We start from the raw sequence: 20,472 nt of genomic DNA on the forward strand, positions 1-20,472 counted from the left end.
AGAACAACATGACAGCTTTTCGCCTTGCCGCGCTTGCAGCGGCCGCCGCCCTTGCGTTTTCACTGCCGGCCCGCGCCGAGGTGATCAATGCGCCGTCCGTTGGCGGCACGCTGGGCGGCAACGCCGTGCTAAGCCTGACCTTCAGCGTGCCCACCGCCTTTGACCTGTCGGCGCTGACGCTGACCATCGACTGGCCCAGCGCAGGCCTGGCGCTGAACCCGTCGGCGTCCACGGCGCTGGGCATGTCTTGGCCCACATTCGCCGCGCTGTTTGAGCCCGCGCCGCTCTCCGAGATCACCTACAACGCGGCGGCTGGCCAATTCGGGGCCTCCGCCATCCTGGTGCAGTCGATGACGTTGCCCGCCGGCAACTACACCGTCGGCATGTCGTTCCAGTTGCTTGGTGCCGGCAGCCATACGGTGAACTACACCTTCGACCTGAGCGACGTCAACGGCGACACGCCCATCGGCATCACCGGCAGCGGGATGGTCAACGTCTCCGCCGTGCCGGAACCCGCATCGCTGGCCTTGCTGCTCGCCGGCCTGGGTGTTGTTGGCAGCGTGGCTCGCCGCCGCGCCCGTTGAGCCTGGCCGAGGCGGCGCGTCCCAACCGGGCGAGTCGGTTACCGCGCCGCTCGTCGGCTGATCGTCCATGAACGCCCGCCACGATCTCCCCGCTTCCAATTCCGCCCTCGGCACCGATGCGGCCTGGGCGTCTCTCGCCGAGGCCAGCTCTGCCGAGGCCCTGTGCCGCGCCTGGCTGGCAGTGCTGTGCAGCCTGGTGCCCGACGTGCAGGTGGGCCTGCTTCTGCTGCAGGACGCCGGCGGCGCCTATGTGCCCGCCGCCGCCTGGCCCGAGGGCACCGAGCTGCAACGCCTTGCCGACATCGCCCGCGAGTGCCTGGGTACCCGCCAGGGCGTGCGTCGCCAGCACGCCGGCCACCCGGTGCAGCTGGCCTACCCGCTGGCCGCCGGCAACGCGCTGCATGGCGCTGTCGTGCTGGAGTTGCTGGACCCCAGCCCCGAGGCGGCGCGGCTCGCGGCTCGTCTCACGCACTGGGGCGCCGGCTGGATGGCCGACCTGTTCGCGCAGCGCGAATTGGGTCAGGCCCGCCAGCGGCTCGATGAATCGGCCTTCCTGTTCGAGGTCTCGCTTGCGGCCCTGGCCGAGCCCGACTTTCGCCAGGCCGGCCTCACCCTCGTCAACAAGCTGGCCGCACGCTTCGGTTGCCATCAGGTGCAGCTGGCGCTGGCCGACGGCCCCAAGCTGAAGACGGCCGCCGTGTCGCACTCCGCCTGGTTCGACGAGCGCGCCAACCTGACGGCCCTGGCCCGGGCGGCCATGACCGAGGCCTTCGACCAGCGTAGCGCCGTCGTCTGGCCCGAGGACGAAGCCTCCGACGCCCGCGCCTTGCGCATGGCCCATTCGCGCTACGCAACCGACTCCGGCAGCCTGGCGCTTGCTTCCCAGCCGTTGGCCATCGGCGCCGCGCCGCCCTTCGCCGTGCTGCTCTTTGAGCGCAACACCGTCTTCCAGCCGGCCGAGCTCAAGGGCATGGCGCTGCTGGCCGGCGTGCTGGCACCCGTGCTGGAACACAAGCATGCGCGCGACGAAAGCCTGGCCCACCACACCCGCCGCAGCCTGCGCCACACCGCCGCGCGGCTGACCGATGCGTCCCATCCCGGGCTCAAGCTCGGCGCGGGCGTGCTGGCCCTGCTGCTGCTGATCGCGGCTGTCGTGCCGGTAGACCACCGCGTGTCCTCGCCGGCCATCGTCGAGGGCTCGGTGCAGCGCTCGGCCGTCGTGCCCTTTGACGGCTTCCTGCGGGATGCCCCGGCCCGCGCTGGCGACACCGTGAAAGCCGGCCAGGTGCTCGCGCGCATGGACGACCGCGAGCTGCAGCTCGAGAAGGTGCGCTGGGAGACCGAGCTCGAGATGGCCCAGCGCAAGGAGCGCGAGGCGATGGCGCAGTCCGACCGGGTCAACCAGCGCCTGTCGGCTGCCCAGGCCAACCAGGCGCGCGCGCAGCTGGACCTGACGCTGTCCAAGCTCGCCCGCGTCGAGCTCGCGGCGCCGTTCGACGCCATCGTCGTCAAGGGCGACCTGTCTCAGCAGTTGGGCGCGCCGCTTGAGATGGGCAAGACGCTGTTCGAGCTGGCGCCGCTGGCGAGCTGGCGCGTCATGCTGAAGATCGACGAGCGCGACATCGCCCGCGTTGAGCCAGGGCAGGGCGGCGAGTTGGTGCTGACCGGCGCGCCGGGCCAGCGCTGGCATTTCAAGCTGAAGTCGGTCACGCCGGTGTCGGTCGTCGAGGAAGGCCGCAACTACTTCCGTGCCGAAGCCGAGCTGGTGGGCCAGGAGGGCGTCAAGCTCAAGCCCAACATGGAAGGTGTGGCCAAGGTCGTCGTCGGCGAGCGCAGCCTGTTGTGGGTGTGGACGCACCGCTTCACCGACTGGGTCAAGCTGGCGCTGTGGCAATGGACGCCGTGACGCCAGACAAGAGCCCGGATCGTCCGTTAGGCGACGCGCTCTTCTCCGCCAACTGGTACCGCGTCGCGACGCTCAAGCCGCGGCTGCGCGGCCATGTGCGCATCCACCGCCACGTCTACCGTGGGGAGATCTGGTACGTCGTCGAGGACCGCGTCTCCGGCAAATACCACCGCTTCAATCCCAGCAGCTACCGAGTCATCGGCCTGCTGGACGGCGAGCGCTCCTTGCAGCAGGTGTGGGAGCGGCTCTCGGCCGCGATGGACGAGCACACGCCCAGCCAGGACGAGCTGGTGCAGCTGTTCGGCCAGCTCTACGCGGCCGACTTGATCCAGTGCGACGTGACGCCCGACGTGGCCGAACTCTTCGAGCGCGGCGGCAAGCAGCGCCGCAGCAAGCTGATGCAGCGCTTCGCCAACCCGGTGTCGCTGCGCTTCCCGCTGGTGGACCCGGACGCCTGGCTCGGCCGCGTCATCGCCAAGGCTGGCCCGCTCAAGGGCTGGGTGGGCGTCGCGTTGTGGCTGGCCGTCGTGCTGCCGGCGCTGCTGCTGGCGCCCAGCCACTGGCGCGAGCTGACCGGCAACATCAACGAGCGCCTGCTGGCGGTCGACAACCTGGTGCTGCTGGCGATCCTCTTCCCGCTGCTGAAGGCCGCGCACGAGATCGGCCACGGCCTGGCCGCCAAGCGGTTTGGCGGCGAGGTGCATGAGATGGGCGTCATGCTCCTCGTGTTCTTCCCGGTGCCCTATGTGGACGCCAGCAGCTCCAGCGCCTTTGAGAGCCGCTGGCCACGCATGCTGGTGGGCGCGGCGGGCATGCTGACCGAGCTGTTCATCGCGGCCATCGCCTTCTTCCTGTGGCTGGCGCTGGAGCCCGGTTTTGCGCGCTCGCTGGCCTTCAACGTCATCGTGCTGGCGAGCATGACGACGTTGATGTTCAACGCCAATCCGCTGCTGCGCTACGACGGCTACTACATCTTCGCGGACGCCATCGAGAGCCCCAACCTCGGCCAGCGCTCCACCGACTACTGGGGCTGGCTGCTGCGCTATCACCTCTTCGGCCAGCACCAGGCCGAGCCGCCGCCGAGCACGCCCGGCGAGCGCCGCTGGTTCCTCGTCTACGCGCCGCTGGCGCTGGCTTACCGACTCTTCGTCATGTTCAGCATCGCGATCTTCATCGCGAGCCGCTACTTCTTCATCGGCGTGCTGATCGCCGCCTGGGGCCTGTTCGCCAGTGTCATCCTGCCGTGGGCTCGGGGCTTGAAGCGGCTGGCCGGCGACCCCGCACTGGAGCCGCAGTCGGGCCGCGTGCGCCGTGTGTTGTGGGCCACGGGCGCGGCCATCGTGCTGCTGCTCTTCGTCGTGCCGATGCCGCATCACTCGGTCGCCACGGGTGTGGTCTGGCCCAGCGACAACGCGGTGCTGCGCGCGCGCGGCGGCGGCTTCTTCTCCAAGCTGCTGTTGCGGCCGGGCACGGTGGTGCTGGAAGGTCAGCCCGTGGCCGAACTCGTCGACCCGATGCTGGACGCCCGCATCGGCGAGCAGCGCGGCCGGCTGGAGCTGGCGCAGGCGCGGCACGACGCCGCCTTCGGCATCATCGGCATGGCGCCCGCGCGGGCGGCGCTGCTCGCCGAGGAGGTCAAGCGCGAACAGGCAGCGCTCGCCGTGCTGGAGGATGAAGCCGCCAAGCTCGTCGTGCGCTCGGAAGTGGCCGGCGTGCTGCTGCTGACCCGGCCGGACGACCTGGCCGGACGCTTCTTCAAGCGTGGCGAGGTGCTGGGCCATGTCGACACGGCCGGCCCGGCGCGCGTGCGCCTGGTGCTGCCGCAGTGGCAGAGCGCGGCGGTGAGGGGCTTCGAGGTGCGGGTGCCGCAGCAGCCGGGGCAGAGCTATGAGGCGGTGTTGAGACGTAGCGTGCCGGCGGCGGCGCGGGACTTGCCGAGCCCGGCGTTGGGGACGGCAGCGGGCGGCGACATTCCTCTGGACCCGCATGATCCAAAAGGGTTGCAGGCCTTGCAGACGCTGTTCGAGCATGAGCTGCAGCTGGGGCAGGACATGCCGTATCGGCAGATCGGGGCTCGTGTCTTGGTGAGGCTGGAGCATGAGTCGGAGCCGGTGGCGGCGAGGGTTTGGGATGGGCTGCGGCGGTTGTTCTTGTCGCACTTTCAGCTATGAGAAGAACGAGACACGCCTCGGTACTCCTGCGCTTTGCCGAATGTGGTGCCGGGTGCCGCGCCCGGCGGCGCGGTAACTTTCTTCTGCGGGGCCAGAAGAAAGTCACCAAAGAAGAGGCCCTGAACCGCACACCATCGCGGCGACGCCAATTGCGGCGCGCCAAAACAGCCGGTGTCGTTGTGGGTACACGCGAACCGCTGCGCTCTCGCTGCTGTCCTTATGACGAGCGCCATGGCGCCCGCTTCAGCCCGCTTAACGTCGGCTGCACGCCGAACTCACCAGGGAATACCTTGAATGCCGCGTCGCTGGGGCGACGCCAGAGCGATGCTGCGCCTGGATCGCGTCGCCCGAGCGACGCTCTTCGCATTTCTGGTGAGCCCGGCGTGCAGCCGCGCGTTACGCGGGCAGGTGGTGCGATGAGTGACGGTCGTCAAAAGGACAGCAGCGAGAGCGCAGCGGGTCGCGTGTGGGCGTCATCGCTGCTGGTTGTTTTCGCGCGCCGCTCTTGGCCGCGTCGCGATGGTGTGCGGTTCAGTGCCTCTTCTTTGGTGACTTTCTTCTGGCCCCGCAGAAGAAAGTTACCGCGCCGCCGGGCGCGGCACCCGGCACCACATTCGGCAAGGCACAGGAGTACCGAGGCGTGTCTCACTGACTTCCAAAGGCGGCGCCCATGACCGCCGCCACGCTTCCTCTCGACATCGGCGAATCCCTCGCCCACGGCATCTTCCCCGAGCGCCGCGACATCGACGAACCCGTCCATGATCGCCTTGCCCGCAGCGTCATCTGGCGCCTCAAGCGCCACCTCGTCCCCGCCGTCCCGACGCTGCGCGCCATGGCCAAGGCGGCAGCAGACCTTGAAGCCGGGATCCAGAACCAAACCGACCAAGAGCTCCGCAGACGTCTCTTCGCGGCGGCTCCGTCAGCCGTCCAGGCCGGCAAAGCGTCAGGCCTCGCCGAAGTCATGGCCCTCGTCCGCGAAGGCGCGCGCCGAGCGCTGAACAAACGCCCCTTCGACACCCAACTCATGGGCGCCGCCGTCCTCCTCGAAGGCCGCCTGGCCGAGATGCAGACCGGCGAAGGAAAGACGCTCACGGCAGGACTGGCCGCAGCCATCGCCGGTGCCGCCGGCCTGCCCACCCACGTCGTCACGGTCAACGACTACCTCGCCCGCCGCGACTGCGAGCTGATGCAGCCGTTGTTCAACTTCTTCGGCATGACGGCCGGCGTCGTCTGGGCCACGCTGGAGCACGAGGCCAAGCGCATCGCCTACCAGCGGCCCATCACCTACTGCACCAACCAAAGTCTCGTCTTCGACTACCTGCGCGACCGCGTGGCCGCCGGTGGCCGCGTCAGCCCGGCGCAGATGCAGGCTCGCCTGTTGCACGGTCAGCTACCGCAGCCACTGCTGCTGCGCGGCCTGCACTTCGCCATCGTCGACGAGGCCGACTCCATCCTCATCGACGAGGCCCGCACGCCACTGATCCTGTCCGAGAAGCAGGGCAAGCCGCCTGACGCGACCGACTACCAGCAGGCGCTGAAGATCGCGGCAACTCTCAAGCTCGGCGAGCACTTCGGCATCGACGCCGCCCGCCACAGCCTGCACTTCGAGGCCGCCGGCCTGCCCGCCGTGCGCGAGGCTACGGAAGGCCTGGGCGGCATCTGGGGCGTGGCACGGGGCCGAGAGCACCTCGTCGGCCAGGCGCTGCGGGCGCTCCATCTCTTCCACCGCGACCAGCATTACGTCGTCATCAACGGCACCGTGCAGATCGTCGACGAGTACACCGGCCGCGTGCTCGAAGGCCGCAGCTGGGAGGGCGGCCTGCACCAGATGATGGAAGCCAAGGAAGGGCTGGAGCTGACGGAGCCGGCGCGCACGCTGGCGCGCATCACCTTCCAGCGCTTCTTCTGCCGCTACCTGCGCCTGGCCGGCATGACCGGCACGGCCGCCGAGGTTGCGCCGGAGCTGAACCAGGTCTACCGGCTGGACGTCGTGCGCCTGCCCACGCACAGGCCCGACCAGCGCGTCACGCTGCCACCGCGCCTGCTGCGCACGCAGGCGGCCAAGTGGACGGCGGTGCATGAGGCGGTCGCGAACGAACTCGGCGCCGGTCGGCCCGTGCTCGTCGGCACGCGCTCGGTGCGCGCCTCGGTCGCTCTGTCCGAGGAACTCGGCCCCCGCCAGGTCCACCGCGTGCTGAATGCACGACAGGACAAAGAGGAGGCCGACATCGTCTCCACGGCCGGGGAGCCCGGTGCCGTGACGGTGGCCACCAACATGGCCGGGCGCGGCACCGACATCCATCTCGACGACGCCGTGAAGAGCCGGGGCGGCCTGGCCGTGCTGCTCACCGAGTTCCACGACTCCGCCCGCATCGACCGGCAGCTGGTCGGCCGCGGCGCGCGCCAGGGCGACCCCGGTGTGGCGCTGGCCATCGTCGCGCTGGACGACGAGATATTCACTGCGCATGCCCCGACACTGCAAGCCCTGCTGGGCCGCGTGTTCGACGGCCGCGACGAGTTGCCGCGCTGGGCGCTGGAGCTGCTGCGCCGCGCCGCGCAAGGCCACGCCGGGCGGCTGCACGCGGCGATGCGCCGCCGCACGCTCAAGGCCGACCGCCAGCTCGACAACCTGCTTGGATTTGCCGGAAACCAGATATGAGAATCGCCTCGTTGTTGCTCCTGCTGCCGGCCGCCGTGCTGGCCCAGCCCTCCAAGCTCGCGCCGGCTGCACCGGCAGGCCATGACTGCCTCATCGAACCCAACCAGCGCATCGAGATCCGCAGCCCGACCAACGCCCTCATCGACAAGATCCTGGTCGAGCGCGGCAGTCAGGTGAAGGCGGGTGACACGCTGGTGCTGCTGGACGGCAGCGTCGAGCGCGAGGCGCTGGCCGGCGCCCAGCAGCGGGCCGACTCCGAATCAGAGCTGCGCGTCGCCCGGGCCCGCGCCGATTACGCCCGCGAGAAGTTCCGCCGCCGCGAGGACTTGCGCGAGCAGCACTTCATCACCGCCCAGGATCGCGACGAAGCGCAGGCCGAGCTGCGCGTCGCCGAGGCAGAGCTGGCCCTGGCCGTGGACAACCGCCGCCTGGCCGGCATCGAGGCGCAGCGGCTTAACGCGGTCGTCAAGCAGCGCTCGCTGCGCGCGCCCTTCAGCGGCATCGTCACCGAACGCCTGCAGAACCCCGGCGAGCTGGCCTTCACCGGCGAGGGCTCGCGGCCCATCCTCAAGATGGCGCAGACGAACCCGCTGCGCGTCGAGGTCGTGCTGCCGGTGTCGGTGCTGGGTCAGATCAAGGCCGGCCGCAGCGCGGAGATCACGCCCGAGTCGCCGCTCAAGGGCAGCTGGCAGGCGCAGATCAAGGTCGTCGACCGTGTGATGGATTCGGCCAGCGGCAGCTTCGGCGTGCGGCTGGAACTGCCCAACCCCAACGGCGACATCCCGGCCGGCGTGCGCTGCAAGGTGCGCTTCCTCTGAGGTTCTTCTTTCTCGCGGAGCTCGCCATGCTTCAGTCCTCTCCCGGCCGCCTGCGTCACCCGTCCTGGCGACTCAGCGTCATCCTGCTGTGCGCGCTTGCGTCCTGCTCTGGGCTGCCCCTGCAGGTGGACCGCAGCGCCCGTGCTCCTCGACTGGACGGTTATGGCACCGTCGCCCTAGCGCCGACCACCCGTTCCGACGACGCTCGCCGCCTGTTCGCGCAGGGCATGGCGCAGGCCTATGCCTTCAACGAGAACGAGGCCGTGCGCAGCTTCAAGGCCGCGCTGGCCGCCGACCCGGACTGCGCGCTCTGCGCCTGGGGCGTGGCCTGGCAGCTCGGCCCCATCATCAACTCGCCGGACCGGGGCGACCTGACCGAAGCCAAGCGCTATGTCGACCTGGCCGTGCGTCTGCGCGCCAACGCCGACCCGCGTGAGCGTGAGCTGATCGACGCGATGGCCTTGCGCTACGCACACGCGAGCCAGCGTGCAGAAGTGGCTGTGCTGACAGCGCCGGTCTGCGGCCAGAAGGGCGGCGCCAAGCGGGCCGACCCGCTGGACGTGGCCTACGCCGACCGCCTGCACGCGCTTGCCGACGGAACGCCGGACGACCCCGACCTGCTGTCCCTGTACGCCGAGGCCGAGATGGTCGCCACGCGTGGCGACTGGTGGAACGACGACACCGGCGTGGCCAATGGCCGCATCGGCGCTCTGGCCACGCGGCTTGAAGCGGCTGCGGATCGGCACCCGCAGCACACCGGCGTGAACCACTACCTGATCCATTCGGTCGACACGCCCACGCAGGCCGGCCGTGCGGTCGGGGCGGCGGAGCGGCTGGGCAGCCTGGCGCCGCAGTCACCGCACCTGGTGCACATGCCCTCGCACACCTTCGGTTTGTTGGGGCGTTATGCCGATGCCGCTGCGGTCAACGAACGCGCATTGGCGCTGGACGATGCCCGCGAGGCTGAGCTGGCCCGCCAGGGCTTCTCCAAGGGCAGGGACTGGCGCGGCCACAACGGCGCCTATCTGTGGTTTGCGGCGCTCATGCAGGGCCGTGGCGATGTGGCGCTCGCCACCGCACGCAGCAATGCCCAGCGCGCCGCCAACGCCAACAGCGAGTTCGGCGAGTACATCCGCAGCCGCCCGGTGCTGACGCTGATGCGTCTGGAACTCTGGAGCGCCGTGCTGGCCGAGCCCCTGCCCACCGGCGACCGCGGCGTGGCGACCGTGTTGGGCCAGCAGGCGCGCGGCGTGGCCTGGGTGCGCACCGGCCGCCTGGCCGAGGCGCAGCAGGCGCTGGCGCTGCTGTCAGCGGCGGCGGACAAGCTCATCGGCGCCCGCCCCGGCAGCGGCGACATGGGCAAGTCGGCGCGCGCCATGGCCCAGGTCGCCAAGGCCCGGCTCGGTGCCGAGATCGCAATCGCCGAAGGGCGCGTGGAGGCGGCACTGCAGCTGCAGGCCCAAGGCCTGGAAGCCGGCAAGCTGGTAGACCGTGCCGAGCCGCCAATGCTGGCCGCCGGGTCGCGGCTGGCGCTGGGCGACATGCAGCTCAAGGCCGCGCGCTGGGCGCAGGCCGAGCAGAGCTTTCGCGCCGACCTGGCCGAGCGCCCCACCAGCGGCTGGGCGCTGCGCGGCCTGCTGCGGTCGCTGCAGGCCCAGGGCAGGCCGGCTGCCGAACTGGCGAGCGTTCAGGCGCAGCTGGCCACCAGCTTTGCCGCGGCGGACGCCGCGCTCAAGACCGCACTCTGACAGGCTTCTAGAATCCGCCTCGCGTCGCGACGGACATCCGGTTCCGCGATGCCGTCCTGCCGGGGGGTGCTGCGACGGAGAGCCTGATGAGGGCCTCCGCCACGCTCGGCAGAGACGACAGAACCAGGGCGCCCTTTGTGAAAAGGGTTGTCGTCCGTGCATTCGTCTTCCGTCTCAGCTTCCGCGTCCATACGCACCATCCTGCCGCTGGCCTTCGTCACCGGCGTCAGCATGGCCGCGATGGACCTTTATTTGCCCGCCGTGCCGGCGCTGCAGACCGGCATGGGCATCAGCATCTCGCTGGCCCAGGCGACCGTGGCCGTTTACCTCGCCGGCCTGGCCGGCGCGCAGCTGCTGTGGGGTGAGCTGCTGAATCGCCTGGGCCCGCGCCGCTGCATGGAGTGGGGCCTGGGGCTGCTGGCGCTCACCAGTCTTGGCTGTGCGCTGGCGCCCAACATCGAGACGCTGCTGCTGATGCGCCTGCTGCAAGGCGTGGCGGCGGCAGCGGCCACCGTCGTGGCCCCCACCGTCGTGCGCGCCACCCTCGGCGATGCGGACGTGGTGCGCGGCATTGCCGCCATCTCCATGGTCGAGGCCATCGTGCCGGCCGCCGGCCCCGTGCTCGGCGCGTTGCTGCTCACGGTCACGGACTGGCGCGGCACGTTCTGGGTACTGGCCGCGCTGTCGTTGCTGGTGCTGCCCTGGGTGGTCAAGATCGCGCCGCGCCAGCTGCCCGGGCTCAACCTGGCGCATGACGCGGGCTATGCGGCCATCCTGCGCAACCGCAACTACCTGCGGCTGGCGCTGTCGCATGCGCTGTGCATCGGCGCTCTGCTGACCTTCCTGTCCAGCGCACCCCAGCTGCTGCAGCACAAGCTGGGCCTGGGCACGTCGGCGTTCGCGCTGCTGCAGGTGCTGGGCGTGGGCAGTTTCATGCTGGGTGCGTCGCAGTCTGGCCGGCTTGCCAAGAGGCTGGGTCATGCAAGAGTGGTTCGCCTGGGCAGCACGGTGCAGGTGCTGGCCTGCGCGCTGGCCTTGGGCGGCGCGGCGCTGGGCCAGCTGCCGTATGCGGCGGTGGTGGCTTACTGGATGTGCTTCTGCGGCTCGCTGGCCATCCGTGGGCCGGCCACCTTCGTCGACGCGCTGGCTGTGCCGCCCGCGCAGATGGGCCGAGCCACGGCGCTGCTGGTGCTGGCGCTGCTGGCGGCCGGTGCGCTGGGCACGCAGCTGGTTGCGCCTTTCCTGGGTGGCGAGGGCAGCGCCGTGCCGCTGTTCTGCGGCGTGTTGGTGCAGTTGCTGGCAAGTGCGGCGCTGGTGTGGCGCTATCCGGTCGTGGCTAAGGCCTGATGTCCAGCGCCCGGAAGGAGCGCTTGCCCTTGGCCGCGTCCTTGCAGGCTTTCTTGCCGACCATCACGCCGCCGTCGTCGCTGAGCAGCATGACTTGGCCGTCCGGCCACGCGAGCAGCGCCTCGGGGCGCAGCGTGCCCAGGTCCAGCTTGACGGGCGTGGGCGCGTCGGCCGCCTTGCCGCTCCAGCGGTAGACGGCAAACGTGCCCGTGTCGGCCGGCGGGCCGGCGGCGATCAGATAGGCAATGCCAACGCGCTCGATGGAACGCACGCCGCGCCCGCCCAGGTCAAGCCGGATGGCTGCGCCGAAACGCGCGGGGCCCTTGCCGTCGATCAGCTCGGCCGGGTTCAGCAGCGGCACGACGATGGCCTTGCCTTGCGGGATGGGGTTGCGCAGGCCGATCAGCAGGCTCCCGTCCGCTGCGGCGGCCAGGCCCTCGATGTTGAGGCCGCCATCGGCCTCGGCGGCGCGCCCGGCGGCTTCGGCGAGCTTGAGCGGCGCCAAAGATGGCGTGGCGAGCAGGTCGGCCAGCAGCGCGGTGTAGGGCTTGCCGACGGGCTCGACCGTCGTGCCGGCAATCTCCGTCGCAAAGAAGCGCTGCCGGTCCGGGCGCGGCTCGCCGGCGCTGTTGCGCGCGTGCGAGGCGATCCAGTAGATGCGCTTGCCGACCTGGGCCGCGCCCTCGAGGTCGGACTCCTTGTCGGCGTTCAGGAACTTCAAGTCGATCTGGCCGACCCGCTTGGCCTGGCCGCGCTGGTAGACGCTGAGCTTGTTGTGCTCGTCGTCCGCCACGACGAAGTGATGCTCATCCAGCGCAACGGCGGCCGAGGCATCGCACAGGCCTTCATAGCGCGTCTGGGCACTCGCCGCACTGGCCAAGATCAGCAGCAGTGCGGCCAGCGTCTTCATGCGGCCAGCGGCTCGGTGCGTTCCAGCAGCCAGGCCAGCGCCGGCCCGCTCACCAGCGGCTGCAGGCGCTTGCGCACGGTGGCGTGGTAGCCGTTCAGCCAGGCGATCTCGTCAGCACGCAGCAGCGACTTGTCGATGCAGCGCGTGTCGATCGGGCACAGCGTCAGCGTCTCGAACTCCAGCATCTCGCCGAAGGCGTTGTTCTCCGGCGTGTCGACGGCAACGTTCATCACCAGGTTCTCGATGCGCACGCCCCACAGCCCCGGCCGGTAAAGGCCCGGTTCGATGGAGGTGATCATGCCGGGCTCCATGGCCATGGTCGGCTCGGGGATGGCCTTGCTGATGCTCTGCGGGCCTTCGTGCACGTTCATGAAGTAGCCCACGCCGTGGCCCGTGCCGTGGCCGTAGTCCAGGCCGTGCTCCCACAGCGGGGCGCGGGCGATGGCGTCCAGCATGGGGCTCAGCGTGCCGCGCGGGAAGCGGGTGCGCGACAACGCCAGCGTGCCCTTGAGCACCAGCGTGTAGTCGCGCTTCTGCGCCGCGTTGACGGTGCCGATGGGCCAGACGCGCGTGATGTCCGTCGTGCCGCCCAGGTACTGGCCGCCGGAGTCGATCAGCAGCAGGCCGTTGCCGGCTATCTGCGCGAAGGACTCGGGTGTGGCGTGGTAGTGGGGCTGGGCGCCGTTGGCCATCCAGCCGGCGATCGTCGAGAAGCTCAGGCCCACGAAGCCCTTGCGCTTCCTGCGCTGGGCGGAGAGGCGCGTGTCCACGTCCAGCTCGCTCCAGCGCTCGCCGCGGGCCAGCGAGGCCTCGAATTCCGCATAGAACTCGCACATCGCTGCGCCGTCCTCGGCCATGGCCTCGCGGATGAACACCGCCTCGGCCGGCGTCTTGCGGCTCTTCAGCACCGTGCTGGGGTTGATCTGTTCGACGACCTTCACAGAAGTCCCAACGGCTTCGCGCAGGCCCAGCGTCACGCGGCGTGGGTCGATCAGCAGCGTCGCGTCGGCCGGCAACGCGGCGAGTGCGGCTGCGGCCTGGTCGTAGGCGGCGAGCTGGATGCCATCGGCGCTCAATCGCGCGGCCACGTCGGCGGGCACCTTGCCACTGCCGATGAAGAGGCGGCCACCGCTCGTGTCCAGCAGCAGATGGGCGATGAAGACGGGGTTGCACTCCACGTCGCTGCCGCGCAGGTTGAGCAGCCAGGCCACGTCGTCAACGGTGGACACCAGATGGTGCGTGGCGCTCACGCTCGCCATCGCCGCGCGCACGCGCGCCAGCTTGTCGGCGCGGCTGACGGTGGCTTGCGGCGGCAGGTGTTCGTAGACGGGCTCCAGCGGCAGAGTGGGGCGGTCGTCCCAGGCTTGGCTCAGCAGGTCGGTGTCGGTGCGCAGCGTGATGCCCTTGCGGCCCAGCCCGGCGCGCAGCGCATTGGCCAGCGCCAGGCCCAGCACCTGGCCGTCCACGGCCAACACCTGGCCGGTTTGCAGGTCCTGGGCGATCCAGTCGATGTATTGCGTGGACGCGCCCGAGGTCGTCTTCTGCAGCTCGATACCGCTGCCGGCCAGCTGCGCCTCCGCCTGGTCCCAGTAGCGGCTGTCGGCGAACAGCGCGGCGCGGTCACGCGTGACCACAAGGCTGCCCATGGAGCCGGTGAAGCCCGACAGCCACTCGCGGCCCTGCCAGCGGCCAGGCAGGTACTCGGAGAGATGCGGGTCGCTGCTCGGCACGAGCACGGCGTGAACGTCGTGGGCGATCAGGGCGTCACGCAGGCGCTCGATGCGCAGGCGGGTTTCGGAGGTGCGGGTGTCCATGGGTGTCGGACCTTTTAGGAAGCGGTGAAGGGATTTTAGGTTTGGGCGCTCTAGAGCTCCGTCCTCAGCGCCCACAGCTCCGGGAACAGCACCACGTCCAGCATCTTGCGCAGATAGCTCACGCCGCCCGTGCCGCCGGTGCCCCGTTTGAAGCCGATGACGCGCTCCACGGTGGTGACGTGGCGGAAGCGCCAGAGGCGGAAGGCGTCCTCCAGATCGACCAGCTCCTCGCCCATCTGGTAGAGGTCCCAGTGGTCCTTGGGCGCGCGGTAGACCACCAGCCAGGCGTCCTTCACGCCGTCGTCGGCCGCGTAGGGCTGGGTCCAGTCGCGCTGCGTGTGCGAGGCCGGCACGGCGATGCCGCGTCGCGCCATCAGCTTCAGCACCTCGTCGTAGAGCGACGGGGCTGCGTAGGCTTCCTGCACCTGGGCCAGCAGGTCGGGGCGGTGCTCATGGGGCTTGAGCATGGCCGCGTTCTTGTTGCCGAGGAGGAACTCGATGCGCCGGTATTGCGCGCTCTGGAAGCCGCTGCTCTTGGCCAGGTAGGGCCGCACGGCGCTGTACTCGGGCGGCGTCATCGTCGCGAGCACGTCCCAGGCGTGAACGAGCTGCTCCATGATGCGCGACACCCGCGCCAGCATCTTGAAGGCCTCGGGCAGGCGGTCGGCCGCCACGTTGGCTATGGCCGCGTGCAGCTCGTGCAGCATCAGCTTCATCCACAGCTCGGATGTCTGATGCTGCACGATGAAGAGCATCTCGTTGTGGTCGGGCGAGAGCGGCTTCTGGGCGCTGAGGATGGCGTCGAGCTGCAGGTAGTCGCCGTAGCTCATCTCCTTCGAAAAGTCGAGCTGGGCGCCGTGGTGTTCGGTGGTCGACACGGTCACGTTACCTTGCTGCGGCTGGTGAACTCGGGCGCGTCCCAGCTGCGCTTGTCCAGGATGTCACCCAGCACCTCCACGCCTCGCGCCACGTCGGCAAAGCCGTTGTACAGCGGCGCGAAGCCGAAGCGCAGCAACTCCGGGTCACCGGTGCGGAAGTCGCCGATGACGCCGTGGTGGATCAGCGCCTGCATGACGGCGTAGCCGTCCACGTCCTGCGGCAGCGAGAACGACACCTGCGAGCCCCGCAGCGCGGCCTCGCGCGGCGTGGCGATGACGGCGCCCGGCACGCGCTGCTCCACGCCGCCGATGAAGGCCTCGGTCAGCGCCAGGGACTTGTTGCGCAGCGCCTTCATGCCGCCCACCTTTGCCGCGGCGTCGTAGACGTCCAGCGCCGTGTCCAGCCCGGTCATGGAGAGCACGGCTGGCGTGCCGCACTGGTATTGCTGGATGCCCGGCGCAGGCTGGTATTCGCTGTCGAAGTCGAAGGGGTTGGCATGGCCGAGCCAGCCCGTCAGCGGCTGCCAGACCTGGCCTTCGTGGCGCGGGTGCATCCACACGAAGGCCGGTGCGCCGGGGCCGCCGTTCAGGTATTTGTAGCCGCAGCCGATGGCGAAGTCCGCCGCGCTGCCCAGCAGGTCGATGGGCACGATGCCGGCGCTGTGCGCCAGGTCCCATACGGACAGAGCGCCGGCCTGGTGGGCCCAGCGCGTCAGCAGGCCCATGTCGTGCATGCGGCCGCTGCGGTAGTTCACATGCGTGAGCATCAGCACGGCGCAGCGTTCATCCAGAAGGGGCGGAATGTCCTCCGGCGACTCGGCCAGGACCAATTCGCCGCCGTGCGCGCGGGCCACGCTCTGGGCGATGTAGTTGTCGGTCGGAAAGTTGCTGCGCTCGCTGACGATGACGCGGCGCTGGCCTTGCTGCAGCTGCAGCGCGGCGTGCAGCACCTTGTAGAGGTTGACCGAGGTCGAGTCCGCCACCAGCACCTCGCCGGGGCGCGCGCCCAACCAAGGCGCCAGCCGGTCGCCCAGGCGGCGCGGCAGGTCGATCCAGCCGGCCGTGTTCCAGCTCTTGATCAGCCCTTGGCCCCACTCCTGTTCCACCGCACGACTGATGCGTTCGGGCGTGGCGCGGGGCAGGGCGCCGAGGGAATTGCCGTCGAGGTAGGTGATGCCGTCGGGCAGCGTGAACAGGTCGCGCAGGGAGCGCAGCGGATCCGCGGCGTCTAGCCGCTTGGCATCGTCGAGGTTCATTGGGGCAGCTCTCTGAGAACGGCGCGCACCGGGGAGGCACAGGCGCCTTGTAGTTTGAGTGGCAGGGCGATCAGTTCGTAGTCGCCTTCGGGCACGTCGTCGAGGACGAGGTTTTCCAGCACGCGCAGGTCCAGGCGGCGCAGTTGCTGATGGCTGCTCAGCGCCTTGGAGTCGGCCGGGTCCACGCTGGGCGTGTCGATGCCAACCAGCCGCACACCGCGCGCGGCCAGCCACTCGATGGCCTCGGGCGCATAGGCCGTGAAGGCGGGGTTCCACACCGTGTCGGCCCGCTTGCAGCAGCGCACCAGCACGCGCGGCGGCAGGTCTTGTTCGGCATGCTGAAGATGCTCGACCGTGATCAGCGGCGCCGCGCCGATGGCGTGGATGACGCGGCAGCGGCCCAGATAGGTGTCCAGCGGCACGTCGGCAATCGCCGGTGCGTCATTGGCGTAATGCAGCGGCGCGTCGGCATGCGCGCCGACGTGGGGCGACATCGTGATGGCGCTCAGGTTGACGGGGCAGTCGGGCGACAGCTGCGCCGTCCAGCGCAGGCTGTAGGGCTCGTCGCCCGGGAAGATGGGCGCGTCAGGGGCGACGGTGGGGGAGATGTCCCAGAGGCGGGGTGGGGCGGGGGATGAAGCGTTGGAACTGCTCATGGCGGCGGCACCTTAGCTTTGCCTGGACGGTCATGGTGTCGGTTAATTCCAACTCCCTGTCAATCCGCGCCGCCGCCCCGGACGCGAGGGCGCCTCAGCGCCGGAACTTGCCCGACTGGTCAATGATGGCCAGGTCCACATAGTCCAGGCCGCTGTGGTCCTTGGCGCTGTATCCCACGTCGAAGCGGCCCATGCAGCGCATCGCGCAGGCGGGATTTTGTGCTCAGTCAGCAGCGGCATTGACGGCCTATGTCAGCGCCGTGCCGCGGTTCAGAAGAGGGCGATCAGCGCTTTGGCATTGGTCACGGCCAGCTTGGCGTCGAACTTGTCGTCCAGGGACACGGCGTGAGCTTCTGGCCGTTGACGCCGCCACCGGCGTTGACGAAGTCGAAGTAGCTTGGCGCCCTGCGTCGCTTCCTTGACGCTGGCGGCCACCGTGCCGGTGTGGACGGGGGGCCGGCTGCTGCCGGGTCCACTGACGGCGCGCAGGCTCTAACTCTTCTGATCGCGCTGAAGAGCAAGCTGTTTATTCAGGGTAATGTTCAATTCCTCGCATAGTCGTTGCTTATCCTTATATGGAACCTTAAACATATGCAAATGCCTCAGAGCCATTGAGCACAGTAGTGACTGTGCAAAGACATTGCCCTCAATTGATTTGTTGAGGATTTTCAGCTTTGCAAAAGGAATTCCGTTCGGCAGATCTAACTGGTACCCCATTTCAATTAGTGAATAGCCCAATCCCCCCTTGCTTTCCACAACCTTCGTAAGGTTTTCTCGGAGGTAGGGCGACCCCACAGATGTTGCGGTTTTTTGAACGAATCCGAATGTTATTAGCCCAACAAGGTCAAAGACAAATCTCCTGGCAACCTTCTTTACCTCATCAGAGGATTTTCCAGGATTTCTTTTCTTGAGGAATTGCTCCACCTGGTCTGCGAGCATCTCTGAGTCGTTTACGATAATCTCTGTCGCCCCAAACAACCCTCGAAGAGCACTCTGGAATAGCTTATTTATAAGTTCATCCTTGATTGCATTTTTCGTCGTGCCATAGTGGTTTTTTAAGAACTGCCCAAGAATTTCCATTCCTCGGAACAATCGAGATATCGCAGCTACCACCTCAGCTCCCTCGTCCGGAGCGCCGATCATGTTGTCTTGTAGATCTTCTGTTTCACGCGCCCGAGCACGGCTAACTCTAGTATTTTCTTCGGTGTAGATAAGGCGGGGCGCCGAATCCACAAGCTTATTTAATAACGCAGTATCTCGATCAAAATCAAACGGGGCACTGTCACTGAAACATCTATCCAGGGCTTGTCCAATACCCTCGTATATCACGGGGCTACGCGTATGGTGGCTGGTGAATAGTAAAATATTGGCGTTGTCGCGCAAATGAAGGTCATCACAAAGGCCGACGAGATGATCTTGAATTTCCTTCTCGTGAACACGGTCGGCAAAGTATTGTCCGAGAAAGAAATAGTATAGGTAGGGATATTTGAAGTCAATGTCGGCATCAGCTCGGGCAAGCACTCCCGCCGCAGTAAGGTCCCTTAGTCTTCGTTCCCAATCCACAGGGGTGAATTCTCTGCTGTAGTAGTCGTTGAACTGCTTAAGTTCACTATCTGTAAACGTGCGCTGACTCTTTGTGCTGGCAAACCAGGCAAGATTTGAGCAGTAATTTATTAACTCGCCCCACTGCTCGCGTTCAATTCCAATTTGTTGTAGAGCTGACGTTATAAGGAATTGGTAGTAGTGCCCGAAAGCGCTATTCTGCAGGTCTGCTGTCCGTCCTGATTCAATACTTTGCAACAGGGTCAGCAAGAAAATTGGTGCTGCTGGAACAAACTGCCGACCGATGGCTTGGGTAAGATCCTTTTCCCACTTATCAATGGTCTCCATCCATTTGGATGTGGATTCATCGTGAGCGTCACCGATCTCAGCCCATTTGCAGACGAGTTCAAATCTTTTTTTGTGCCCAAATTCTCTGATTTCGTATTGCGAATATCCTCGCAATGCATCAACTCGATCAATTGAGAATAGGTCAAGCGCGGAAGCCGCGTCTGTTGCTGTTACTACCACGCCCGCGAAGAACTTCGACAGCCCATCAATACAGTCTGATAAAGCCTCGGGAGATAGGTTACTGGAGTCAATATCATCAAGAAAAAGAACCTTCTTGCTGCGGGACTCCTGTTGCCAATCTTGGTGCTGCTTGTGGATATACTGCCGATCCAGTGCGTACTTTAGTGCGCGTCCGTGATCGGTTTGATGCGCCTTGGTGAACCAGTTTGCTCTAAAGTAAATTGGGAGATATCCGCGGTCAAAATAAGAAGAAAAATAGCGGCGCAGCAGTGTGCTTTTGCCAGCTTTCTCATCTCCCTTGACTATTACTCCTCCGTTAAGGTTTGCAAGATCCAGCAAATGCGATCCACTAATCTGCTTCTTTATGAGCGAGGTATCATTTAAGTCGCGCAATTCAGGCCAGACGAAAATATCTTCAATGGTCAGGTTCTTCTTCGCGCTGTGACTGAAATTTGCGCCAGGATCAATTAGCGAAGCGCTGAAATCATCGTTGAGTCTGTATGCGGAACTGCCTTTCGAGGGCAGTGTGCGCAGCGACCCAATTTCATCACCATCTACATCGGCAAGGTACCTGACTCCGTTCCAGTTGTAGATTTCCGTCAAGTACTGTTCGGTTCTGAGGTCCACAAGCACCATATTGAAGCTTGACTCATTTGAACCGGCTTCGTATAGCACGCCCCCCTCTACAAATACACTAGGCGAACTTTGAAGATCGGAAATCTCTCCTGCGTTGGGGAAATGCTCGTGCCCGGTGAAAATAAGATGACTCTCTCGACGCGCCGTTGCTTGAAAAGTGCGATATGACGACTGACTAAACCAATTGAAGGGATGATGAAGAATTGAAACTGCCAGCCCTTTCTCCTTGTCGAACTTGAACGGCACAATTGCAGAGGAGGGAAAACTGAGTGCGCCTTGCTTTTCTTTAATCTCAGACATCCACGCAACATTTAGACAGCGGATGCCAATATCCACTCCGCCTACTTGTATTGATGTCTGCCACGTCAATGGTGTGTCAATTGCCCAGGGATTGCCGCAGCTTTCATTTCGGAACTTGAAAAAGTCGTGTTGAACGCTTGTTGCTGTGGCTACAAGAGATTCACTCGGGGTTTCAGCTTGAGTTCGTATTTTTGCTAGCACTGCATCGCGCGTGTCGCTATTCTTGTCAAAGTCGCAATCGTGATTTCCAGGGCACACGAACGTGTGAATAGATAGATTGGGGGATTCTGCGTGAATGCATTTTTGAAGATCTTTTAGGAGGGTCTTTGCCAATTCATACTGATCTCGTTGGCCGCTCCATGCTATATCGCCGGAAATAACAATAATCAACGACTCAATTTCAGGCAACTTCGCAAATGTAGTTGCAGCAATCTGAGGGCCCCTAACAAGAATCGGATCCTTAGCGGTTCTGATATGGATATCGCTCAGATGTAGGAACAGAACTTTTGATGACACTGCAGCCTCCCTGGAAATTTTTCGAACTTGGTTTTGTGTTGCCGCCCGAGGCGACTTCGACGGGTTCATCTTAGGGAGCTTCAGGGCGTCCTGCACGAGGTGCAGCCCGGAGACGCAATGAGTGCTACAGCCCTAGAGGCTATGTAGAGCTGGTAACTCGAGGCGCTCGAATAGGCATCCCTGACAATCGGCCCACGCCGATC

14 protein-coding genes are annotated in these 20,472 nt (G+C 66.3%); 7 read left to right on the plus strand and 7 right to left on the minus strand.

The window, feature by feature from the left end; genetic code table 11:
* Positions 1 to 8 precede the first annotated feature (8 nt).
* The 7 genes from AC0IZJ_RS01600 (at position 9) to AC0IZJ_RS01630 (ending at position 11,233) form a co-directional block, all read left to right on the plus strand.
* Entirely contained in the window at positions 9 to 584 is a 576-nt protein-coding gene (locus tag AC0IZJ_RS01600) for a PEP-CTERM sorting domain-containing protein (protein ID WP_471845962.1), read from the plus strand.
* 67 nt (positions 585 to 651) lie between these two features.
* Complete coding sequence (locus AC0IZJ_RS01605; RefSeq protein ID WP_471845964.1) at positions 652 to 2,490, plus strand: hypothetical protein; 1,839 nt, start codon at positions 652 to 654, stop codon at positions 2,488 to 2,490.
* Positions 2,478 to 4,661, plus strand: a complete 2,184-nt coding sequence (locus tag AC0IZJ_RS01610) for a PqqD family peptide modification chaperone (protein ID WP_471845966.1) — start codon at positions 2,478 to 2,480, stop codon at positions 4,659 to 4,661. Before AC0IZJ_RS01605 ends, AC0IZJ_RS01610 begins: the two co-directional genes overlap by 13 nt.
* A 670-nt stretch (positions 4,662 to 5,331) precedes the next feature.
* Positions 5,332 to 7,320, plus strand: a complete 1,989-nt coding sequence (locus AC0IZJ_RS01615; RefSeq protein ID WP_471845968.1) for a preprotein translocase subunit SecA — start codon at positions 5,332 to 5,334, stop codon at positions 7,318 to 7,320.
* An 11-nt stretch (positions 7,321 to 7,331) separates the two neighbouring features.
* The gene (locus AC0IZJ_RS01620; protein WP_471845970.1) at positions 7,332 to 8,138 is read left to right on the plus strand and encodes an efflux RND transporter periplasmic adaptor subunit; all 807 of its coding nucleotides are present in this window, start codon (positions 7,332 to 7,334) and stop codon (positions 8,136 to 8,138) included.
* Positions 8,139 to 8,164: 26 nt separating this feature from the next.
* On the plus strand, positions 8,165 to 9,886 hold the full coding sequence (locus AC0IZJ_RS01625; protein ID WP_471845972.1) for a hypothetical protein: 1,722 nt from the start codon (positions 8,165 to 8,167) through the stop codon (positions 9,884 to 9,886).
* Positions 9,887 to 10,042: 156 nt separating this feature from the next.
* The gene (locus AC0IZJ_RS01630; RefSeq protein ID WP_471845974.1) at positions 10,043 to 11,233 is read left to right on the plus strand and encodes an MFS transporter; all 1,191 of its coding nucleotides are present in this window, start codon (positions 10,043 to 10,045) and stop codon (positions 11,231 to 11,233) included.
* Here the strand turns inward: AC0IZJ_RS01630 and AC0IZJ_RS01635 are convergent.
* The 7 genes from AC0IZJ_RS01635 to AC0IZJ_RS01665 all read right to left on the minus strand — a co-directional run bounded on the left by AC0IZJ_RS01635 (position 11,223) and on the right by AC0IZJ_RS01665 (position 20,338).
* Positions 11,223 to 12,143 (minus strand): DUF3616 domain-containing protein, encoded by a 921-nt coding sequence (locus AC0IZJ_RS01635; RefSeq protein WP_471845976.1) that lies wholly within the window; start codon positions 12,141 to 12,143, stop codon positions 11,223 to 11,225. The genes AC0IZJ_RS01630 and AC0IZJ_RS01635 overlap by 11 nt on opposite strands.
* On the minus strand, positions 12,140 to 13,957 hold the full coding sequence (locus AC0IZJ_RS01640; protein WP_471845978.1) for an aminopeptidase P family protein: 1,818 nt from the start codon (positions 13,955 to 13,957) through the stop codon (positions 12,140 to 12,142). Before AC0IZJ_RS01640 ends, AC0IZJ_RS01635 begins: the two co-directional genes overlap by 4 nt.
* A gap of 50 nt (positions 13,958 to 14,007) precedes the next feature.
* Positions 14,008 to 14,835 carry a tryptophan 2,3-dioxygenase gene (kynA, locus tag AC0IZJ_RS01645; protein ID WP_471845980.1) on the minus strand — a complete coding sequence of 276 codons (828 nt, stop codon included), beginning with the start codon at positions 14,833 to 14,835 and terminating at the stop codon, positions 14,008 to 14,010.
* Between the two features lie 2 nt (positions 14,836 to 14,837).
* Positions 14,838 to 16,091 (minus strand): kynureninase, encoded by a 1,254-nt coding sequence (gene kynU / locus AC0IZJ_RS01650; protein ID WP_471845982.1) that lies wholly within the window; start codon positions 16,089 to 16,091, stop codon positions 14,838 to 14,840.
* Positions 16,088 to 16,747: an arylformamidase gene (kynB, locus tag AC0IZJ_RS01655; protein ID WP_471845984.1), complete on the minus strand. Its 660-nt coding sequence runs from the start codon at positions 16,745 to 16,747 to the stop codon at positions 16,088 to 16,090. The genes kynU and kynB overlap by 4 nt, the downstream gene beginning before the upstream one ends.
* 270 nt (positions 16,748 to 17,017) lie before the next feature.
* Complete coding sequence (locus AC0IZJ_RS01660; RefSeq protein WP_471845986.1) at positions 17,018 to 17,182, minus strand: hypothetical protein; 165 nt, start codon at positions 17,180 to 17,182, stop codon at positions 17,018 to 17,020.
* Positions 17,183 to 17,239: 57 nt separating this feature from the next.
* The gene (locus AC0IZJ_RS01665) at positions 17,240 to 20,338 is read right to left on the minus strand and encodes an STAND family AAA ATPase (RefSeq protein ID WP_471845988.1); all 3,099 of its coding nucleotides are present in this window, start codon (positions 20,336 to 20,338) and stop codon (positions 17,240 to 17,242) included.
* Between the last annotated feature and the right edge of the window lie 134 nt (positions 20,339 to 20,472).

It is taken from the genome of Roseateles sp. AC306 (genome assembly GCF_979253795.1).